Raw genomic sequence first — 19,171 nt, forward strand, 5'->3', positions numbered from 1 at the left:
GACTCAGTATGCTAAAATATAAAGTGTATTTATAGGCTAATATATAAATTTGATGATTTATAAGGATAATAAATAGTAGGAGGAGTTCAAATGTCAGATTTCAATTATGAGGAAACACTCGAACCCGATGTTAATATAAAGGTCATAGGTGTAGGCGGCGGCGGCGGAAACGCTGTAAACTGCATGGTAGATTCGGGCGTTAATAATATAGAATATATCGCTATCAATACAGACGCAAAGGCTCTCAACAAGTCAAAGGCTACAACAAGAATACCGATCGGTGCTAAGCTCACAAAGGGCAGAGGCGCAGGTAATAAGCCTGAGATCGGTCAGCGCAGTGCTGAGGAGAACCGCGATGAGATCGAGACACACCTCAAGGGTGCTGATATGATCTTCATTACAGCAGGTATGGGCGGCGGAACAGGTACAGGTGCTGCTCCTGTTGTTGCTAAGATCGCTAAGGAAATGGATATCCTTACTGTTGCTGTTGTTACAAAGCCTTTCCTCTTTGAGAGAGAGCAGAAAATGGCACAGGCTGAAAGAGGTATCGCAGAACTTAGAAAGTATGTTGATTCTCTTATCGTTATCCCTAACGAGAGACTTCTCGTAGGTCTTGACAAGCCTCTTACAATGATGCAGAGCTTCGCTCTTTCAGATGACGTTCTCAAGACAGGTGTAAAGAGCATTTCTGATCTTATCGTTGAGGAAGGATACATCAACCTCGACTTTGCAGACGTTTCAACTATCATGAAGGACGCTGGCTATGCTCACATGGCTATCGGTCACGGTACAGGCAAGGACAAGGCAAGAGATGCAGCAAACGCAGTTATCTCCAGCCCGCTTCTTGAAACATCTATCTCGGGTGCTAAGAGACTCCTTATCAATATCGCAATGTCAGAAGATATCCTTTCATCTGATGTTGATGCAGCTACAAAGATGATCACAGATACAGCTGCTGAGGGTGTTGAGTTCATCTTCGGTACAGCATTCAAGGAAGATATGCAGGATGAGATGACTATTACAGTTATCGCAGCAGGCTTCGATGATGATTCAGCTCCTGTTGCTGATGCTCCTATCGAGGAAGCTCCTGAGGAGGAGATCATTCCTATTGACAATCCTCTTATTGACGGCTTTGGCTATGGTGCTCCGCAGCAGAGACCTGCACAGCCTTCATCAAGTCAGGATTACGATCTTGATGATATCTTCAAGATGCTTGGCAACTAATAAAAATATAAGCGGTCCGAATGGGCCGCTTTTTTGTTATATACGCTATTGAGTACAGATAGTGAATATTTCGATATATAGCCATGTCAAACAGATTTTGCAGAGAAAAAACGCTACTGCAAAGCAGATTTGGTTGAAATGTATCACGCATCGTGCTATGATGAGTTCGGACAAGGGAAGTACCCTTGTGGAAGGAGCGAAATGTTATGGAACTGCATGAGAGAATAAAAAAGCTGAGGAATGAAAAAGGCTGGTCACAGGAGATGCTGGCAGAACGCGCGTATGTCAGCCGTCAGACTGTATCCAACTGGGAGACTGGCAAATGCTATCCCGATGTCCGCAGCCTCATAATCCTTGCAGATATCTTCGGTGTTTCGCTCGATGAGCTTATCAAAGGAGATGTTGATACTATGAAAGAGACTATTACAAAGAATGACGGAAGAAAGCTGAAAAAACTTGAATATCTGGCACTTGTCGAATTACTCGTGTTGATGTTCGGTGTGACGCTGCTTGTTGACAGGGGAGGCGAGATTGGGCGGCTTATCGGACTTTTCTTAGCAGGAGCACTGACGGCAGCCATATTTATGACATTCCATAAAATGGAGCAAATAAAGAAGGACAACGATGTTCAGACTTACCGCGAGGTAATAGCTTTTATGAAAGGCGAGTCGCTTGACGATATTGAAAAGGCAAAAGAACTTGAAAAGCGCGGTGCTGAAAAGAAAAAGATACTGATATTCTTGCTTAGCTATGTTTTGAGTGGAGCAATTCTTGCGCTTATCTGTCATTATTTGCTGTAAAAGCATAGTGCATAATAGGCTTCTGCTCTGAAATGATATGTCGTTTTCAGGGCGGAAGCTTAATTTTATGTCAAAATTGTATTTCTTTATCATTTTATATTTTTTAATTGTAAATAAATATATATTTATTACCTTTAAAGTTAAAAAGAGCGACTGTAAAATGTACAGATGGTATATTTTGAGTGCTTTTTATAGTAAAGTGCACTAAAATCAATCCAAAATTTCTACATTTCAATAGTTGAAATAATATAGGCAATATGTTATAATTTATATAAGGCATAAATCGGCAGAACCTGTATTCTTATACTGTGAAGGCTTATTTATATGCAATATCACCAATGAGAAGAGCTTCACTGTGTCAGAGTGCGGGTTTTTGTTCCTTAAATTTTTAACCTCGTTCTTAACGAGGGGAATGGAGTGTACCATGAGCGAACCAACACCAACAGTATTAAGAGAAACCAAAATAGGTCAAAAAGGCTTTGTGAAAGAGGACGTTATTACATATCTTGACGAACTCAATTCAAAGATAGTTGCCCTTGAGGAAGAAAATAAAGCTTTAAAGGAGAATGGACCTGCAAGCAATTCTGACGAGCTGAAAAAGGCTTTATCTCAGGTCGAGAACCTTCAGGAGAAGCTCAATACCTCCAACAATGCTCTCAGAACTGCTAAAAGAGAAAACGAAGAGCTTCAGAAAACTATAGCTGAACTCAAGGCTGCCGGCGGCGGACAGGCATCTGTTGCTGCTCTCGAGGCTGCTAAGAAGGAAATAGAAACACTTAAGGGACAGCTCAAGGCTGCTGAGCAGAAGGCTGCAGCAGGCGGAAACGCTTCACAGGCTAATGCACAGACAACAGCTGCACTTGAAGCTGCTAAGAAGGAAATAGAAGATCTCAGAAATCGTCTCAAGGCTGCCGAGCAGAAGGCTGCTTCTACAGGCGCAGCTGTTGCAACAGGTGCTGCTGCTGACGGTGAGATAGCTAAGCTCAAGCAGGAGATCGCTAAGCTCTCTGAGGATATCAATGCTAAGAACAAGGAGCTTTCAGAGAAAAACGGAAAGCTTGCTGAACTTGATAAGAAGGACGCTGAGATCAAGTCTCTCAATGATGAGATCACAAAGCTCAAGGAAGAGGGAAGCAATCCTATCGCTATGATGGGGGCAATGTTCGCAGAAGCTCAGAAGAACGTTAACCAGATCCAGAATCAGGCTAAGATCGATGCTGAGAATGTTACTAAGGAAGCTAATGACAAGGCTGCTCAGATACTTGATGATGCAAATATCGAGGCTGAAAAGGCTGTTGCAGTTGCAAATGCTGCTGCTGAGACCTGCATCAAGGAAGCTAATGATCAGGCAAGAAATACAATCAATGAGGCTAATGCACACGCTGATAAGGTAAATTCAATGTCCAAGACTGTACGCGAGATGCTCCTTACAGAGATCGAGAGCGTAAACAGCAAGTTTGCTGATATCAAGTCTGTACTCAATAACCTTACAGGACAGTGCACAAGCAGAATGGGCGAAGCTCAGAACCTTATCGGTGAAGCTCGCAAGACTGTTGATACTGCAAAGGCTGATGAGAATACTATAAAGAAGGCTGAAGCTCCTAAGGCTGAGTTTTCACCTTCAAAGGCTCCGAGAGCTGATCTTTCAGATCTTCCTTCTGCAAAGACAGGCGATAAGAAGAGCGATCCTTTCGCTAATGTAGGCGGCTTCAATAAGGATAACAACAATAACAAGAATAATAACAATAATAACTTCAACAACAACAACAATAATAAGCCTGCACAGGCACCTGCTCAGAATCAGCAGCAGAACAAGCCTGCACAGGGCAATAAGAGCGCAAGCTTCAACTTCGATATGGCAGAGCTTTTAAAGGCTGCTGAAGAGGAAGCTGCTAAGGATACTGAGAACTAATATGACGAATTACCGACCTCCCTTCGGAGTGATCCGAAGGGAGTCGGCAATATACACTTGTATGGAAAATGCAGATTGTTGGGTGGATATCTTGCTTGATTTGGATTTCAATTTAAACGAACTGAACAGCAAACCTGATGAGGAACTTGCCGTTCTCGGAAAGACCGATAAAACAGCAGCAGCTGTCCTTATATCACGCTATTCCAGACTTATTTTTATTAAATCGGAGATATATGCTACTGCCGAAACTGACAGTGATGACTTGCATCAGGAAGGTATGCTGAGTCTCCTTAAAGCTATCGACGCATTTGATCCTAAAAAGGGAGTAAAGTTTTCGACATTTGCTGAGGTATGCATCGTTAATCGTATGAGGACTCTTTCAAAGAGATCTGTTAAGAATACTTCTTTTGCAGAGCGCATTGATGACGATGAGGCAGCAGATGTACTGTCTGTTGATGAAACTCCCGAAAGCATTTATTTTTATAAAGAATTTTTTTCTGAGCTCTGGAAAAACATCTGCTCGGTGCTGTCATTGACAGAGCTTAATGTTCTTACTCTGTGCGTACAGGGATTAAGCTATAAGAGTGCAGCTGAAAAGCTCGGTATTACCGAAAAAGCTGTTGACAATGCCATGCAGCGTGCAAGAAAAAAGATACGTGCTGTCATGCACGACATAAATTGAATATGACCGTGTAGCTCAAGCCAGAGAGCGTTGTTTTACAAAGATGTGGGTGGAAGTCCAACCGTGGTCGAAGAAATAATTAAGCGAGGTATTTAAGATGTACGAAGACAAGACATTAGTTTGCAAAGAGTGCGGTCAGGAGTTTATTTTCTCCGCAGGTGAACAGGAATTTTACGCAGAGAAAGGCTTCGTAAATGAGCCACAGAGATGCAAATCATGTCGTGATGCAAGAAAGAACGCAGGCAAGGCTGAGCGCGTTATGTACACAGCAACTTGCGCTTCATGCGGCGGCGAAGCAAAAGTTCCTTTTGAGCCAAAGGAAGGAAGAGCTGTCTATTGCAGCGAGTGCTTTGCAAAGATGAACGAAGCATAATTGATAAGACCGAAAGCACAGTCGGAAACGGCTGTGCTTGGTTTTGTTTATGCGTACTGCCGTGCAGTGCGCTATTTTTGAGTTTATGAGGTGCAGAAATGCTTGATAACAGACTGAAGAAAATTGCAGAGCTTGTCAGCGGCGATGGAATCGCCGTAGATGTCGGTACAGACCACGCATACCTCGCGGCTGAACTGGTAAAGAGCGGAAAGTGCAGCAAGGTCATTGCTTCCGATGTTAAGGAAGGTCCTCTTGAAGCTGCGCGTAATACTGTAGAAAAGTACGGAGTAAAGGACAGCGTAGAGTTGGTACTCTCCGACGGACTTGACAATGTTGAACTTAACGGTGTGTCCGATATCATTATTGCAGGCATGGGCGGAGAGACTATCGCTGATATAATGGAGCGCGTCGCCAGGTCGGGAAGAGCAAATGAAGAGACAAGCTGGATAATTCAGCCAATGACCAAGCCCGAAATACTCCGCAAAAAGCTTTATGAGATCGGTTTTGTCATCTGGGACGATATCATCGTTGAAGAGGGCGATAAGCTCTACAACGTAATGAAAGCAGAGTATGACCCGAATATTCTCTTTGAATTTACTGAAACTGAGAGCCTTATTGGTCATATTAACGAAGAAGAGCCTGTTTCGCGTAAATATCTTGACCGTGAAGCGGAACGCTGCCTCAGAGTTGCCGAAAGTCTCAGAAAAGCAGGCAAAACAGGTGAAGCGATACACTATGAAGCTATTTCTGCAAAGCTTAAAAACGGCATCGGAACTGAAAATGTAAGTGATATCATAGGATTTCTCGACAGCCTCTATCCTTTCGGAATTCAGGAAAAATGGGACAATTCAGGCTATCTTGTGGAATGTCCCCTTGAAGAGTGCAGAAGGATACTCCTTGCACTGGATATTACAAATGATGTTGTGGACGAAGCCTTCAAAAAGAATGCAGACCTTATTATCTCTCATCACCCTGTTATTTTTGAACCGAGAAAGCGTCTTATGAAAAGCGATCCTGTTTACAGACTCATAACTGACGGTATCGGTGCTATTTGTATGCATACCAATCTTGACATAGCAAAGGGCGGCACTAATGGAGTAATACTGAGCAAGCTCAGCGAAAAATTCGGAACTGTGGGTGACCCTGAGCCATTTGAGGAGCTTGGCGGCGAGAACAGTCTTGGCTGGATAGTGACTCTTGATGAGGAAGTATCTGCAAAGCAGCTTGCCGAGGTATGCAAAAGCGTTTTCGGTTGCGAGTATGTTCGTGTGAATAATAGCGGCAGAAAAATCAAGCGCATCGCATTCTGCTCAGGTTCGGGTGGCTCTATGCTGGGAGAAGCTTTGGAAAAGGGCTGCGATGCACTTATAACAGGCGATGTGAAGCATGATGTGTGGATAGATGCCAACAACAGCGGTATCGCACTGCTTGACTGCGGTCACTTCCACACGGAAAATATCGTTTTATGGGAGCTTCGCCGCGTATTGGAAGAAAAATTCCCACAGCTCGATATTGAGATCGCAGCAGCTTCTGTCGATCCCTGCGAGTACGTCTGAGGTGAGAATATGAGTATATTCATATGCCCCGTATGTGGAAAAAGGCTCGATTTATCAGGAAATTCCTACGTGTGCGAAAAAGGACACAGCTTTGACAGGGCAAGGAGCGGCTACGTTAATCTCCTACTCTCGAAGCATATGGGCAAGACTGTTCACGGTGATAATAAGCTCATGGTGCAGGCAAGGAGAGATTTTCTGAATAAAGGCTACTATTCGCCCCTTTGTGACGCGCTGTGTGATGCTGTATCCTATAACCTCAGCGGCTCGGTCATAATTGATGCAGGCTGCGGTGAGGGATATTACACAGCAGCAATAATTGATAAGCTGAAAGATAATGGTACTGAACCGTTAGTTTGCGGTATAGACATCTCAAAAACCGCGGTCGAGTACTGTTCAAAGCGCATCAAATCGGCAGAACTGGCTGTTGCAAGCGTTTTCCACATACCTGTCGCAGACAGCTCATGTGATATGCTGGTAACATTATTTGCTCCCTACTGCGGTGAGGAGTTTCAGAGAGTCCTCAGAAAAGGCAGTATAATGATAATGGCTATACCTTCGGAAGATCATCTCTGGGAGCTTAAACAGGCTATATATGATACTCCTTATAAGAACGAAGTCAAGCCCTATGAGCTTGAAGGATTCGAGCTTGTGAGCAAAAAGCGTGTGACTTATGAGATGCACCTTGACAGTCAGGAGGATATAAACGCACTGTTTTCCATGACTCCCTATTACTACAGGACAGGACGTGAACAGCAGGAGAGACTGTTACAAATAAACCAATTAACAACAAAAGCAGATTTTGAGTTGCTTGTCTATCGCAATATCTGATTGCTCATGGCTCGCAATAAATGCTGCTGAATTAATATAAACACTATCAACGCTCATAGCTGAGTCAGTTGAAAGCAGTAGAACTGCACATAAAAAATAGCAAAGGAATGATCTTATGGCTCTTGACGGAGCTTTCTTATATGCAGTCAGAAACGAACTTCTGCCCCTTATCGGCGGAAGAGTAGAAAAGATACATCAGCCTTCCCGTGAGGAGGTCATCATTTCCATACGCACCCGAAGCGGCAGCAAAAAGCTGTATATTTCCTCAAATGCAGGAAGTGCGAGGGTACATATCACCGAAAACAGCGTGGATAATCCTCAGACTCCGCCTATGTTCTGTATGCTTCTCAGGAAGCGTCTCGGAAGCGGTAAGCTCATTGATATAAGGCAGGACGGACTGGAAAGAATACTCTTTCTTGACTTTGAGTGCGTCAACGAGCTTGGCGATGTAGTCACGGTGACGCTTGCCTGCGAGATCATGGGACGCTGTTCAAACCTTGTCATCATCAGCCATGAGGGCAAGGTCATCGACAGTATCAAGCGAGTTGACGAGGATATGTCACGTGAGAGACTTGTGCTTCCGGGAATGAAATACACCATGCCGCCGCGCGATGACAGGCTGAATTTTCTGACAGCCGAGCCTGAGGAGATAGTATCGCGGCTGCGGAGTACCGAGCCTAAGGAGCTTTCAAAGGCTCTTATCCGAATATTCGAGGGCATTTCGCCTATACTCGCCCGTGAGTGGGCATTCTTTGCAGGCAGGGGAGCGCATCTTGAAAGCGATACAATAGACGGCGACCAGCTGGACAGGCTTCTTTTCGTCATAAAGCGTACAAAGGGACAGCTTGAAAACAGCGAGTGTTGTTTCTCCGTTGCAAGCGACAAGGAAGGACAGCTGAAAGATTTCTCATTTATCCGCCTTTCACAGTTCGGAACACTTATGTACACCAAGGAGATACCCACAGCCTCAGAGCTGCTGGACTATTTCTACTCCGAGCGTGACAGGGCAGCCCGTACCAAGCAGCGGGCAAATGACCTTTTCAAGCTGCTGATGAACCTTACCGATCGTACTTCAAGGCGTATTGCCGCACAGCGCGAGGAACTCGATGCCTGCGCCGACAAGGAACACGCAAAGCTCTGCGGAGACCTTATCTCGGCTAATATGTATCGTATTCAGAAGGGCGACAGCAGTGCAACTGTGGAGAATTTCTATGACGAGAGCTGTCCGCAGATGACCATAGAGCTTGATGTGAGGAAAACACCTGCACAGAACGCTCAGCATTACTACAACGAATACAAGAAATCAGTTACTGCCGAGGAAAAGCTGGCAGTGCAGATACAGAAGGGCGAGGAAGAGCTTCAGTACCTTGAAAGCGTATTTGATTCACTTACAAGAGCAACCTCTGAAAATGATATCATACAGCTGAGACTGGAGCTGCGCGAGCAGGGCTATGTCCGCTATGCAGGCGGAAAAGCCAAGCCGCCAAAGGCTCTGCCGCCTATAGAATACAAGTCCAGTGACGGCTTTACCATACTTGTGGGACGCAATAACAAGCAGAATGACCAGCTCAGTCTGAAATTTGCGGAAAAGTCCGATATATGGCTGCATACGCAGCTCATTACAGGCTCTCATGTGCTTATACTCACTGACGGAGCAACTCCTCCTGACAAGACAATTGAGGAGGCTGCCATAATAGCGGCAGTAAACAGCAGCGGCAGAAATTCGGGACTTGTTCCAGTTGACTACTGTCTGGCTAAGTTCGTGAAGAAGCCTGCTGGTGCAAAGCCTGGAAAGGTAATATTCACCAACTACAAGACCGCTTTTGTGAAGCCTGACGCGGAGCTTGAACAGAGTCTGAGGGTATGAGTATGAACAAGAGACTTGATGCGGAGTTCTTTCACCGCGATGCACTTGATGTAGCACCCGACCTTGTGGGAAAGATACTGGTTCACAGGCTTGCGGACGGCACTGAGCTCTGCGAGCGTATCGCTGAGACAGAAGCCTACCGCGGCGAGGAGGACAAGGGCTGCCATGCGGCAAAGGGGCGTACAAAGCGTACCGAACTTCTGTATGGTGAGAGCGGTGTCATTTATGTTTATCTCTGCTATGGTATGCACTGGCTCATGAATGTCATAACAGGCGAAAAGGATCAGCCGCAGGGCGTGCTTCTTCGTGCAGGGGAGCGTTTTGACGGACCTGCAAAGCTTACCAAAAAAATGCAAATAGACGGCAGCTTCAACGGTGTGCTGCTCAAAGGCAATGAAGAGGTATGGTTTGAGGATGACGGTTACAGACCCAAGATAAGGACTGCGCCCCGTGTGGGCATAGATTACGCAGGCGACTACTGGAAGGATATTGAATGGCGGTTCATCGCTGACGGGAAGTGATAATGTGAATATACGCTGTACAGGCTGGAACTCCATATATAAAAGCGGAACTGTGATGAAAAAGCAGGCTGACAGTGAGTATATGCTCATGCTTACAAGGAGCAGGAGCCGTGTAGTTATTGACGGAGCGGAGATGCACCTTCCTGCAAATACGATTTTTCTGTGCAGCGGTAAACGCGAGGTGGAGTGCTCGGCAGATGAATGTGCTTTGGTATGCGACTGGATATGCTTTGACGCAGGGGACGAGAAAGATTTTCTGGACTCTCTTGAACTTGAAGTCGACCGTCCGGTAAGGTTTGCGGATACAGAGTTCATATGCGGACTTATGAGAAATATTTCCGAGGAGTATTATTCTATCGGTGCAAGAAGGCTGAAAATGCTTGACAGTCTTATGAGGATACTTCTCGTAAAAATAAGCGATGCGGGAGTTAACAGGGATACGACTGTACAGAATACCGAACCCCATTACGGGCTGCTCGTAGAGCTGAGAGAAAAGATATACCGCAATCCTCAGATGAAATGGAACGTTGATACAATGGCAGCGTATGTAAATATGTCAAGATCCTATTTCCAGCACCTTTACCGCGAAACCTTCGGTGTGTCCTGCATAGCCGATGTTATCAGCGGAAAGATAGAAAAAGCCAAGGAGATACTCAGCGAGACAGGCTGTACCGTATCACAGGTGGCAGCAATGTGCGGCTATGACAATGAAGAGCACTTTATGAGACAGTTTAAGAAAACTGTTGGAGTGACTCCTACGAAGTACAGAAAGCAGCTTTGATGTTAAAAAATAGTTCACAATTAACAAAGATTATTAACAGTAATGCGCAGCTAAACAACGAAATAACGGCATTTTTGTCAATTATTGCGGACTATTGTTCAATTGTTGCTGTTTTTATATACAAAAGGGGTGATCTAACTTAAAAATGCAATATGCCTATGGCAAAATAATAGTATATTTCAACAAAAATAAGCAAAATATTGTTATTTAGCTGCAAGGCAATTCTTATAACCAAAATAAAAAATCATTATATGATAATCGCAAAGGACGTATTACAGGCGAAAAACAGCTTTTATTCTCCTTTTGTGGAATAGAAATGAAGATTTGGTGAATTAGTGGTAAACTTAAGACTATTTTAAGGAACGGCTACTATAATGTAATCAAATGATACGAAAGGAGTGTGAGACTCCATGCGGAGATATCCGTTATGGAGGCAGTTATGGCAATCAATACATTTGCTCGAAAAGAAATTAAATTTCTCCTTAATATGGATCAGTATCACGGACTGATGGAGGTCATATCAGAGTATATGAATCCTGATGATTACTGTATAGGCGGTAAGGAGTACGGTATCTACAATATCTACTATGATACTCCGGACGATTATCTTATAAGAGAGTCCCTCTCAAAGCCTTATTACAAGGAAAAGATCAGACTTCGCAGCTACTATTCACCTGCAAAGCCCGATGACAAGGTTTTCCTTGAAATAAAGAAAAAGATCGGCGGTATTGTTACAAAGAGAAGAGTATCAATGACTCTTGCAGATTCAGATGCTTATTTTGCTGACAGAACAAAGCCTGCATTCGATAAGTACATAACAGAGCAGGTTTTCAGAGAGCTTGATGTGTTCCTTGACAATTACCCCATCGCACCAAAGCAGTACATCAGTTATCAGCGCGAGGCTTTCTTCGGAAAGTACGATCACGATTTCCGTCTTACATTTGACAGAAAGATAACTGAGCGTCGCTATGATCTTGGATTGAACTATGAGAGCTACGGCAATTATATAATCGGCGCAGACCAGAGACTTATGGAAGTCAAGGTCTCAAACGCTATTCCTGACTGGCTGGTAGGCAAGATGTCTGAACTGGGCATATTCAAGACCAGCTTCTCAAAGTACGGCAGAGCATACCAGAATTTTGTTAAGACTCAGATCGAGGGTGCTCAGCAGACGACAGGAAGAAGGATTTATATTTCAGGCATCTCAATGGTCAAAAATAATGTCATTATGAACAGGAGCGTATAATTTATGTTTGAACACGGTTTTTTCGGAAATGTACTTTCAAAGTACTATGAGTCGAGTGATTCGTTTTTAGGCGGCAATGATGTAGTGCTTAGTCCTATAAAGGCAGGGGAGTTTTTCCTCTGTGTTGGCGCAGCGTTAGTAATAGGCTTCCTCATAAGCCTTATCTACATTCTGACTCATAGAAAAGAGGGTTATTCTCAGAGCTACGTTCTGACCATGATAATGCTTCCGACTATCGTTTCACTTATCCTTTTACTTATCAATACAACAGCAGGCGCACTCAGTCTTGCAGGTGCATTCACACTTGTACGATTCAGAAGCGTTGCGGGTGACCCGAAAGATATTGCGTACATCTTCTTCGCAATGGCAGCAGGTACAGCCTGCGGAATAGGATACATCGGCTTTGCTATTGTATTCTTCATTATCCTCGGTATTGTAATGTTTATCCTCAGCGAGACAGACTTCGGCGGCTGCAAGAAGAGACATATGACTCTCAAGATCGCTATTCCCGAGAACCTTGATTATCAGGGCGTATTTGAGCCTGTACTCGGCAGATACACTACATACCACAAGCTCAGAAGAGTTAAGACAACAAACTTCGGTACACTCTTTGAGCTTATCTACAGCGTTGATGTTCTTGATAACATCGACCAGAAAAAGTTCGTTGATGAGCTCCGTGCTCTTAACGGAAATATGACAATCAACCTCGTATTCTTCAAGTATGATGACAAGATCTACGAAGGCTGATATATAAAAATTTAAAAACCCTCTCCAGCGAATTTGTCAGGCTCTAATTATAGGTCTGACAAATTTTGCATATTTGGAAAAGGAGATACAGCTATGAAATATAGAAGGTTTATTGCAGCGGCTGCTGCACTTTTAACACTGATAACAACTATATCCTGCGGAAAAGATGAAGTACCTGAGTCGGACAAAGATCAGAGACCGACTGTATATACTGAAACTACCACCAAGAACTCACAAAAGAAGCTTGACTGGGGCGACAGTCAGCAGAATAAACAGCAGCAACAGAGTAACGGTGGTCAGAATATGCCGCAGAACGGCAATAACGGGGGAGGTATGCCCAACGGCAATGCTCCTCAGGGCGGTAATTCGGCACCGCCAATGAGCGGAAATAATTATTCGCAGAATAACAATAACTTCTGGGGTAACAGTAATCCAAATAACGGCGGTTCATACAACGGGGGACAGTCCAATGGCAATAATGCGTGGGGCGGCTTCCAGAACAACTATTACGGCGGCGGTTTCAGCGGCTATAATGGCGGAAATAATGGAGGCGGCAGCGGTCAGGGCAGCGGTGAAAACAACGGAAATGAGCAAACCCAGAGTACCCAGCCTGCTACACAGCCACCAACTGCACCGACTAATAATTCCTCTGAACCAACAACCATTGAAGATAATATGAAATATACTGCTGAGGTAACTCTCGGCAGTGAGGTAAATGTAAAGGGCAGCAATGTTAAGGTTAACGGCTCGGCAGTAACTATTACATCTGAGGGCGATTATATCTTTACAGGAAGCTTGTCCAACGGATATATCTGTGTTGATACAGAGTCTCCCACAGATAAGGTGACAATAGTGCTCAACGGCGTTGATATAGCAAACTCAAACGGACCTGCTATACTTATTGATGAGGCTAAAAAGTGTACTATCAAGGTGAAGGACGGTACAGCGAATTTCCTTACTTCCGGCGGCGATAACAAGATATACGACGGAGCTATCTTCTCGAATGATACTTTAAGACTTAAAGGTAACGGCGAGCTTTATATAACTTCAAATAATTCTCATGGCATATCCTGCGATGACGATGTTATAATTGACAACGGCACATATAATATCATGTCTGCCAAGTCAGGAATCAACGTACATGATGACATAACTGTTAACGGCGGTAGAGTTAACATAAAAGCAGGTACAAATGGTATCAAATCAAAGGGTACTGTGAATATAAACGGCGGTTGTACAATGATATCAGGCGGATATAAAGAAGAAAAACGTTATATATACTCAGTTGGACCATTCAATTATACGGGCGGATATTTATTTGCGTCAGGAAATGTTATGGCTGTTCCCTCATATTCGGAGAAACCATATATTGTCATGGATCTTGTTGATCCTGTTGAAGGCGGCAGCACTGTCGAAATGGTTCTCAATGATGTACAGATGGCTACATTTGTTCCGCCTACAGAGTTTAAAAATCTTATAATGCTTGCTCCTGAAATAACAATAGGCAGTACATTCTACGTTTTGATAAATGGTGAAAGTACAGATGTGTACACCGTAGATGATACACTTAATGTATTTACGAAAAATAAAGAATTATTATAAATCAACTGTAAATATGTAATAAATATATACTTATTTACATAAAATTAACTTGAAAAAATATGAAAAAATGAGTAAAAGTACACATTATTATATTTTTGTAGACAAATGTATATTGTAAAGTACGTGACAATGCAATATAATAAATACAGCAAATGAAGATTATTGGTATTCAACATCAAGTACCCTCCCCTCTCATGTGCTTGATATTGAGTATTAGTTCACTTGCACGCCATAGAAATAGTTTTGTCAAGTAATAAAACTAACCCCTTTCATTTGTAATTTTTTCATGTTTTCTATTCTCAATAATTTGTTTTAACTTATCGTCTATGGCTCGACCCACAGTGCTAAACGAGAAATCGTTTGGGTCGAATATCCGCTCCCTCTGAGCGGATTTTTTTTACATTGTGAAACTTGCGTGAAAGATTATATAATCTGCTTGACAAATTCAATAATCCGTGATAATATATATGTAATGAAGAAGGGAAGTGATGTACCCGTGAAAAAAAGTGTATACAGCCTCGTTCTTATGGACGATGTTATAAAAGCCGTGGACGAACAGGCTTACCGACTGGGAACGAGCCGCTCAAATCTTATAAATCAGATACTTGCCGAGCATTTGTCCTGTGTTACCCCCGAGATGCGTATGAGGGAGATATTTGAACAGGTGGCAGAGCTTGTGAGCAGCAACTTCCGCATACAGGAGCAGCGTTCACCTTCACTTATGACAGTGCGTACGGCTTTGGAGTACAAGTACAGACCAACTATAAACTATAAGGTCGAGCTTGAACGTTCGCCAAAGGAGTACATCGGTACACTGAGAGTAAATATAAGGACGCAGAGTGCTGCGCTTATAGATATGTTCCACAGCTTTTTTGCGTACCGTGCAAAGCTTGAAAACTCATATTTGCAGCAGCTCGGTATAAATAAGTACAGCTGCGAGATAGGTGACGGAAGCTTTTCAAGGCGGCTTATAAATACAGGAACGCTGTCGGGAGAGCAGGTGGGCGAGGCAATAGGCGAGTACATCAAGGATCTCGACCATGCAGTGAAAGTCTATTTTGCATCTCCGTCGGAATTCGGCGAAAGTGCGCATATACTTGAAAAGAATTATCGGGCACTGCTGGGCAGGTATATTATTTAGTAAAGAAAATGATTTGTTGATAAGAAAGAAAATGTGAATGGAGGAATAAATATGAATGCAGAGAAATTGACTCAGAAATCCATAGATGCTGTGAGAAAGGCACAGAGCATTGCTGTAATGCTCTCAAACTCGGTTATCGAACCAATTCATCTTCTTGCAGGACTTGTCCGTCAGGAAAACGGACTCATACCGCAGCTTCTCAAAAAGATGAATATTGACGAGGATATCTTTGATTCTGAGGTAGAAAAGAAGATAAATTCACTTCCTAAGGTAACAGGAAGCGGCAGAAGCAGCAATATCGGTATCTCGGCTGAGTGTGACAGAGTTCTCACATCGGCTGAGGGTATTGCTTCAAATATGAAGGACGAATTTGTGTCTGTTGAGCATCTCATGCTTGCACTTATAGACAGCAAGGACAGAGAGGTATCTCAGCTGCTCAGCACCTTTAATATTACCCGTGACAGCTTCCTCAGCGCACTTATGTCTGTCAGAGGAAATACGAGAGTTACCAGTGAAAATCCTGAGGATACCTACGATGTCCTTACGAAATACGGTCAGGAGCTCGTTGGACTTGCGAGGAGAAACAAGCTCGACCCCGTTATCGGACGTGACAGCGAGATACGAAACGTTATCCGCATACTCTCAAGAAAGACGAAAAACAACCCTGTGCTCATTGGTGAGCCTGGTGTCGGAAAAACTGCCATTGCTGAGGGACTTGCCCTGCGTATCGTGGCAGGCGATGTGCCCGACAGCCTTAAAGACCGCAAGGTGTTCTCACTTGACATGGGAGCTCTCGTCGCAGGAGCGAAGTACCGCGGCGAATTTGAAGAGCGTCTGAAAGCTGTCCTCAACGAGATAAAGAACAGCAACGGACAGATACTGCTCTTTATTGATGAGCTTCACACTATCGTCGGCGCAGGTAAGACAGACGGTGCTATGGACGCAGGCAATCTTTTGAAGCCTATGCTTGCAAGAGGTGAGCTCCACTGTATCGGTGCTACTACACTTAATGAATATCGCCAGTACATCGAGAAAGATCCTGCACTGGAGCGTCGTTTCCAGCCTGTTATGGTGGACGAGCCAAGCGTTGAGGATACTATCTCCATACTTCGTGGACTCAAAGAGCGTTACGAGGTATTCCACGGCGTTAAGATAAGCGATAATGCACTTATATCTGCTGCTATGCTTTCAAATCGTTATATTACAGACCGTTTCCTGCCTGATAAGGCTATCGACCTTATAGACGAAGCCTGCGCAACTATCCGTACGGAAATGGACTCAATGCCAACCGAGCTCGATGTGATCTCACGTAAGATAGTTCAGCTTGAAATTGAAGAAGCTGCACTGAAAAAGGAAAGTGACAATATCTCTCAGGAACACCTTGAAGAGATACAGAAAGAGCTTGCAGAGCTTCGTGAGAAGTTCAACAGCATGAAAGCAAAGTGGGAGAACGAAAAGAACGATATCTCCGCAGTTCAGAAGCTCCGTGAGGAGATCGAAAAGACAGGCGGTGAGATAGACAAGGCAGAGCGTGAATATGACCTCAACAAGGCTGCCGAGCTTAAATACGGCAAGCTGCCGCAGCTCCAGAAACAGCTTGAAGAGCTTGAAAAGCAGGCTGAACATGATGTCGAGAACGGCAGACTGCTCCGTGACAAGGTAACTGAGGACGAGATAGCAAAGATCGTATGTCGCTGGACAGGTATCCCCGTATCAAAGCTCATGGAGGGCGAAAAGGAAAAGATACTTGGACTTGAAGGACTTCTCCACAAGAGAGTCATCGGACAGGACGAGGCAGTTACAAAGGTAAGTGAAGCTATCCTGCGTTCTCGTGCAGGTATACAGGCACCCGACAGACCTATCGGCTCGTTCCTCTTTCTCGGACCTACAGGTGTCGGTAAGACAGAGCTTGCAAAGGCACTTTCCGAGATACTCTTCGACGACGAGAGAAATATTATCCGTATCGACATGAGCGAATATATGGAGAAATTCAGCGTAAGCAGACTCATTGGTGCGCCTCCAGGCTATGTCGGTTATGATGAGGGCGGTCAGCTTACGGAAGCAGTCCGCAGAAAGCCATATTCCGTTGTACTATTTGATGAGATAGAAAAGGCTCATCCTGATGTATTCAATATTCTTCTGCAAGTCCTTGATGACGGACGTATCACCGATTCACAGGGCAGGACAGTTGACTTCAAGAATACCATAATCATACTTACTTCAAACCTCGGTTCACCGTATATCCTTGAGGGCATAGACGAAAACGGCGAGATAACTGACGAAGCTCGTTCACAGGTGGAGGGACTGCTGAAAACACAGTTCAGACCTGAGTTCCTTAACCGTCTTGATGAGATAATCTTCTACAAGCCGCTGGCTAAGACAGAGATTATCAAGATAGTTGACCTTATGCTTGCAGACCTTCAGAAGCGTCTTGACGACAAGCACATACGTATAAATGTAAGCGATGCGGCTAAGAATTACATCGTTGAATGTGGTTACGACCCGAATTTCGGTGCAAGACCGCTGAGAAGATTTATCCAGCGCAACGTTGAGACTCTTGCAGCAAAGCGTATCATAGGCGGCAATCTTTCCGCAGGCGATGTTATCGACATCGATATCGACGCAAACGGAAAACTTACAGCAGACTAAAATAACAAGCCATAGTATTTCTGAGCCGCAGAGATACTATGGCATTTTTATGCTCTTTTCGGGGGTGCTTCTTCAATTTATTCTTATAAATATGTTGAAAACCGTGTATTTTAGCGCGAGTTCACAAAAAGTTTAGAAAGTCAGTGCTGAAAACGTTGATTTTTTTACCTTCAAAGGGCTGATTTCAGTGTATATTTCGGAATATTTTAGATATAATATACAAAAAGTAAAATGATAAATGCTTAACAAGGCAGTTCTTAACGGAAAATAGGCAAATTCTATGGCGGAATTGAATAAAAATGGGGCGGTATACAGCCAAATATAGGTAGATTTGTCATTTTTTTATGAATTACTTGACAAATAATCACAAAGGGTATATAATTCAATTGTAAAATCTTATTTATGGAGGATAAAATTATGACAAAGACCGAATTAATCAGTGCAGTTGCCGACAAGGCAGACTTCACAAAGAAGAATGCAGAGACTGCTGTAAACGCTATCATCTCAACAATTACAGATGCTCTCGCAAGCGGAGAGAAGGTTTCAATCGTAGGCTTTGGAACATTTGAAGTACGTGACCGTAAGGAGAAGCAGGTAATCAATCCTCAGACAAAGAAGATGATGACAGCTCCAGCTTCAAAGGCTCCTGCTTTCAAGGCTGGTCAGGCATTCAAGAACGCTGTAAACAAGTAATTCTAAGGAGGATATTATCATGCCGGAGAAGAAGACTGCAGAAACAAAAGTAGTTGAGACAGCTGCTCCTGTAGAGGAGAAGAAGGCTGTTGCTGCCAAGAAGCCAGCTGAGAAAAAGGCTGCTGCTAAGAAGCCTGCTGAGAAGAAGGCTCCAGCTGCTAAGAAGCCTGCTGAGAAGAAAGCTGCTGCTAAGAAGCCTGCTGAGAAGAAGGCTCCAGCTGCTAAGAAGCCTGCTGCAAAGAAGGAAACAGCTGAGGAGAGAAAGGTATTCATTCAGTACAATGGTGCTGAAGTTGCAGGTACAGACCTCATTGATAAAGCAAAGGCTGTTGCCGGAGTAAAGTCTGCTAAGAGCGTTGTTGTATACGTAAGACCTGAGATCAACAAGGTATATTACGTTATCGACGATAACATATTCGGCAATTTTGATCTTTTCTAAGAATTGAAAAGCTCCGCTTTATGCGGAGCTTTTTTGCGCCCTGAGGACATAAACAAGGCTCTCCATACGGAGAGCCTTTTAACTATATCATGTTTTCTGTTTTATCCCAG

At 43.8% G+C, this 19,171-nt stretch carries 17 protein-coding genes; all 17 read left to right on the top strand.

Annotated features, from left to right (window positions below):
* Positions 1-90: 90 nt before the first annotated feature.
* Positions 91-1,224: a cell division protein FtsZ gene (gene ftsZ / locus QZZ41_RS09515; RefSeq protein ID WP_295070988.1), complete on the top strand. Its 1,134-nt coding sequence runs from the start codon at positions 91-93 to the stop codon at positions 1,222-1,224.
* Positions 1,225-1,430: 206 nt separating this feature from the next.
* The gene (locus QZZ41_RS09520) at positions 1,431-2,024 is read left to right on the top strand and encodes a helix-turn-helix domain-containing protein (protein WP_295070991.1); all 594 of its coding nucleotides are present in this window, start codon (positions 1,431-1,433) and stop codon (positions 2,022-2,024) included.
* 424 nt (positions 2,025-2,448) lie between these two features.
* Positions 2,449-3,936, top strand: coding sequence for a hypothetical protein (locus QZZ41_RS09525; RefSeq protein WP_295070994.1), 1,488 nt, complete (start codon positions 2,449-2,451; stop codon positions 3,934-3,936).
* Positions 3,937-4,036: 100 nt separating this feature from the next.
* On the top strand, positions 4,037-4,618 hold the full coding sequence (locus QZZ41_RS09530; RefSeq protein WP_295070997.1) for a sigma-70 family RNA polymerase sigma factor: 582 nt from the start codon (positions 4,037-4,039) through the stop codon (positions 4,616-4,618).
* 97 nt (positions 4,619-4,715) lie between these two features.
* Positions 4,716-4,991 (top strand): zinc-ribbon domain containing protein, encoded by a 276-nt coding sequence (locus QZZ41_RS09535; protein ID WP_028518435.1) that lies wholly within the window; start codon positions 4,716-4,718, stop codon positions 4,989-4,991.
* A 98-nt stretch (positions 4,992-5,089) separates the two neighbouring features.
* Positions 5,090-6,547 (top strand): Nif3-like dinuclear metal center hexameric protein, encoded by a 1,458-nt coding sequence (locus tag QZZ41_RS09540; RefSeq protein WP_295071001.1) that lies wholly within the window; start codon positions 5,090-5,092, stop codon positions 6,545-6,547.
* A 9-nt stretch (positions 6,548-6,556) separates the two neighbouring features.
* Positions 6,557-7,375, top strand: a complete 819-nt coding sequence (locus QZZ41_RS09545; RefSeq protein WP_295071004.1) for a putative RNA methyltransferase — start codon at positions 6,557-6,559, stop codon at positions 7,373-7,375.
* Positions 7,376-7,490: 115 nt separating this feature from the next.
* Positions 7,491-9,242, top strand: coding sequence for an NFACT RNA binding domain-containing protein (locus QZZ41_RS09550; protein WP_295071007.1), 1,752 nt, complete (start codon positions 7,491-7,493; stop codon positions 9,240-9,242).
* A 2-nt stretch (positions 9,243-9,244) separates the two neighbouring features.
* The gene (locus QZZ41_RS09555; protein WP_295071010.1) at positions 9,245-9,763 is read left to right on the top strand and encodes a DNA-3-methyladenine glycosylase; all 519 of its coding nucleotides are present in this window, start codon (positions 9,245-9,247) and stop codon (positions 9,761-9,763) included.
* Positions 9,732-10,544 (top strand): AraC family transcriptional regulator, encoded by an 813-nt coding sequence (locus QZZ41_RS09560; RefSeq protein ID WP_295071013.1) that lies wholly within the window; start codon positions 9,732-9,734, stop codon positions 10,542-10,544. The genes QZZ41_RS09555 and QZZ41_RS09560 overlap by 32 nt, the downstream gene beginning before the upstream one ends.
* A 439-nt stretch (positions 10,545-10,983) precedes the next feature.
* Positions 10,984-11,790: a polyphosphate polymerase domain-containing protein gene (locus tag QZZ41_RS09565; RefSeq protein ID WP_295071015.1), complete on the top strand. Its 807-nt coding sequence runs from the start codon at positions 10,984-10,986 to the stop codon at positions 11,788-11,790.
* Between the two features lie 3 nt (positions 11,791-11,793).
* Complete coding sequence (locus QZZ41_RS09570) at positions 11,794-12,537, top strand: DUF4956 domain-containing protein (RefSeq protein ID WP_295071018.1); 744 nt, start codon at positions 11,794-11,796, stop codon at positions 12,535-12,537.
* 93 nt (positions 12,538-12,630) lie between these two features.
* On the top strand, positions 12,631-14,139 hold the full coding sequence (locus QZZ41_RS09575; RefSeq protein ID WP_295071021.1) for a carbohydrate-binding domain-containing protein: 1,509 nt from the start codon (positions 12,631-12,633) through the stop codon (positions 14,137-14,139).
* 496 nt (positions 14,140-14,635) lie between these two features.
* Entirely contained in the window at positions 14,636-15,280 is a 645-nt protein-coding gene (locus QZZ41_RS09580) for a hypothetical protein (RefSeq protein ID WP_295071024.1), read from the top strand.
* Between the two features lie 51 nt (positions 15,281-15,331).
* Positions 15,332-17,929, top strand: a complete 2,598-nt coding sequence (gene clpB / locus QZZ41_RS09585; protein WP_295071026.1) for an ATP-dependent chaperone ClpB — start codon at positions 15,332-15,334, stop codon at positions 17,927-17,929.
* Positions 17,930-18,346: 417 nt separating this feature from the next.
* Positions 18,347-18,622, top strand: coding sequence for an HU family DNA-binding protein (locus tag QZZ41_RS09590; protein ID WP_028518446.1), 276 nt, complete (start codon positions 18,347-18,349; stop codon positions 18,620-18,622).
* A 19-nt stretch (positions 18,623-18,641) separates the two neighbouring features.
* A complete protein-coding gene (locus tag QZZ41_RS09595; RefSeq protein WP_295071030.1) occupies positions 18,642-19,061 on the top strand; it encodes a DUF6465 family protein in 420 nt (139 codons plus the stop codon).
* Positions 19,062-19,171 lie beyond the last annotated feature (110 nt).

This window comes from Ruminococcus sp. (genome assembly GCF_016283395.1).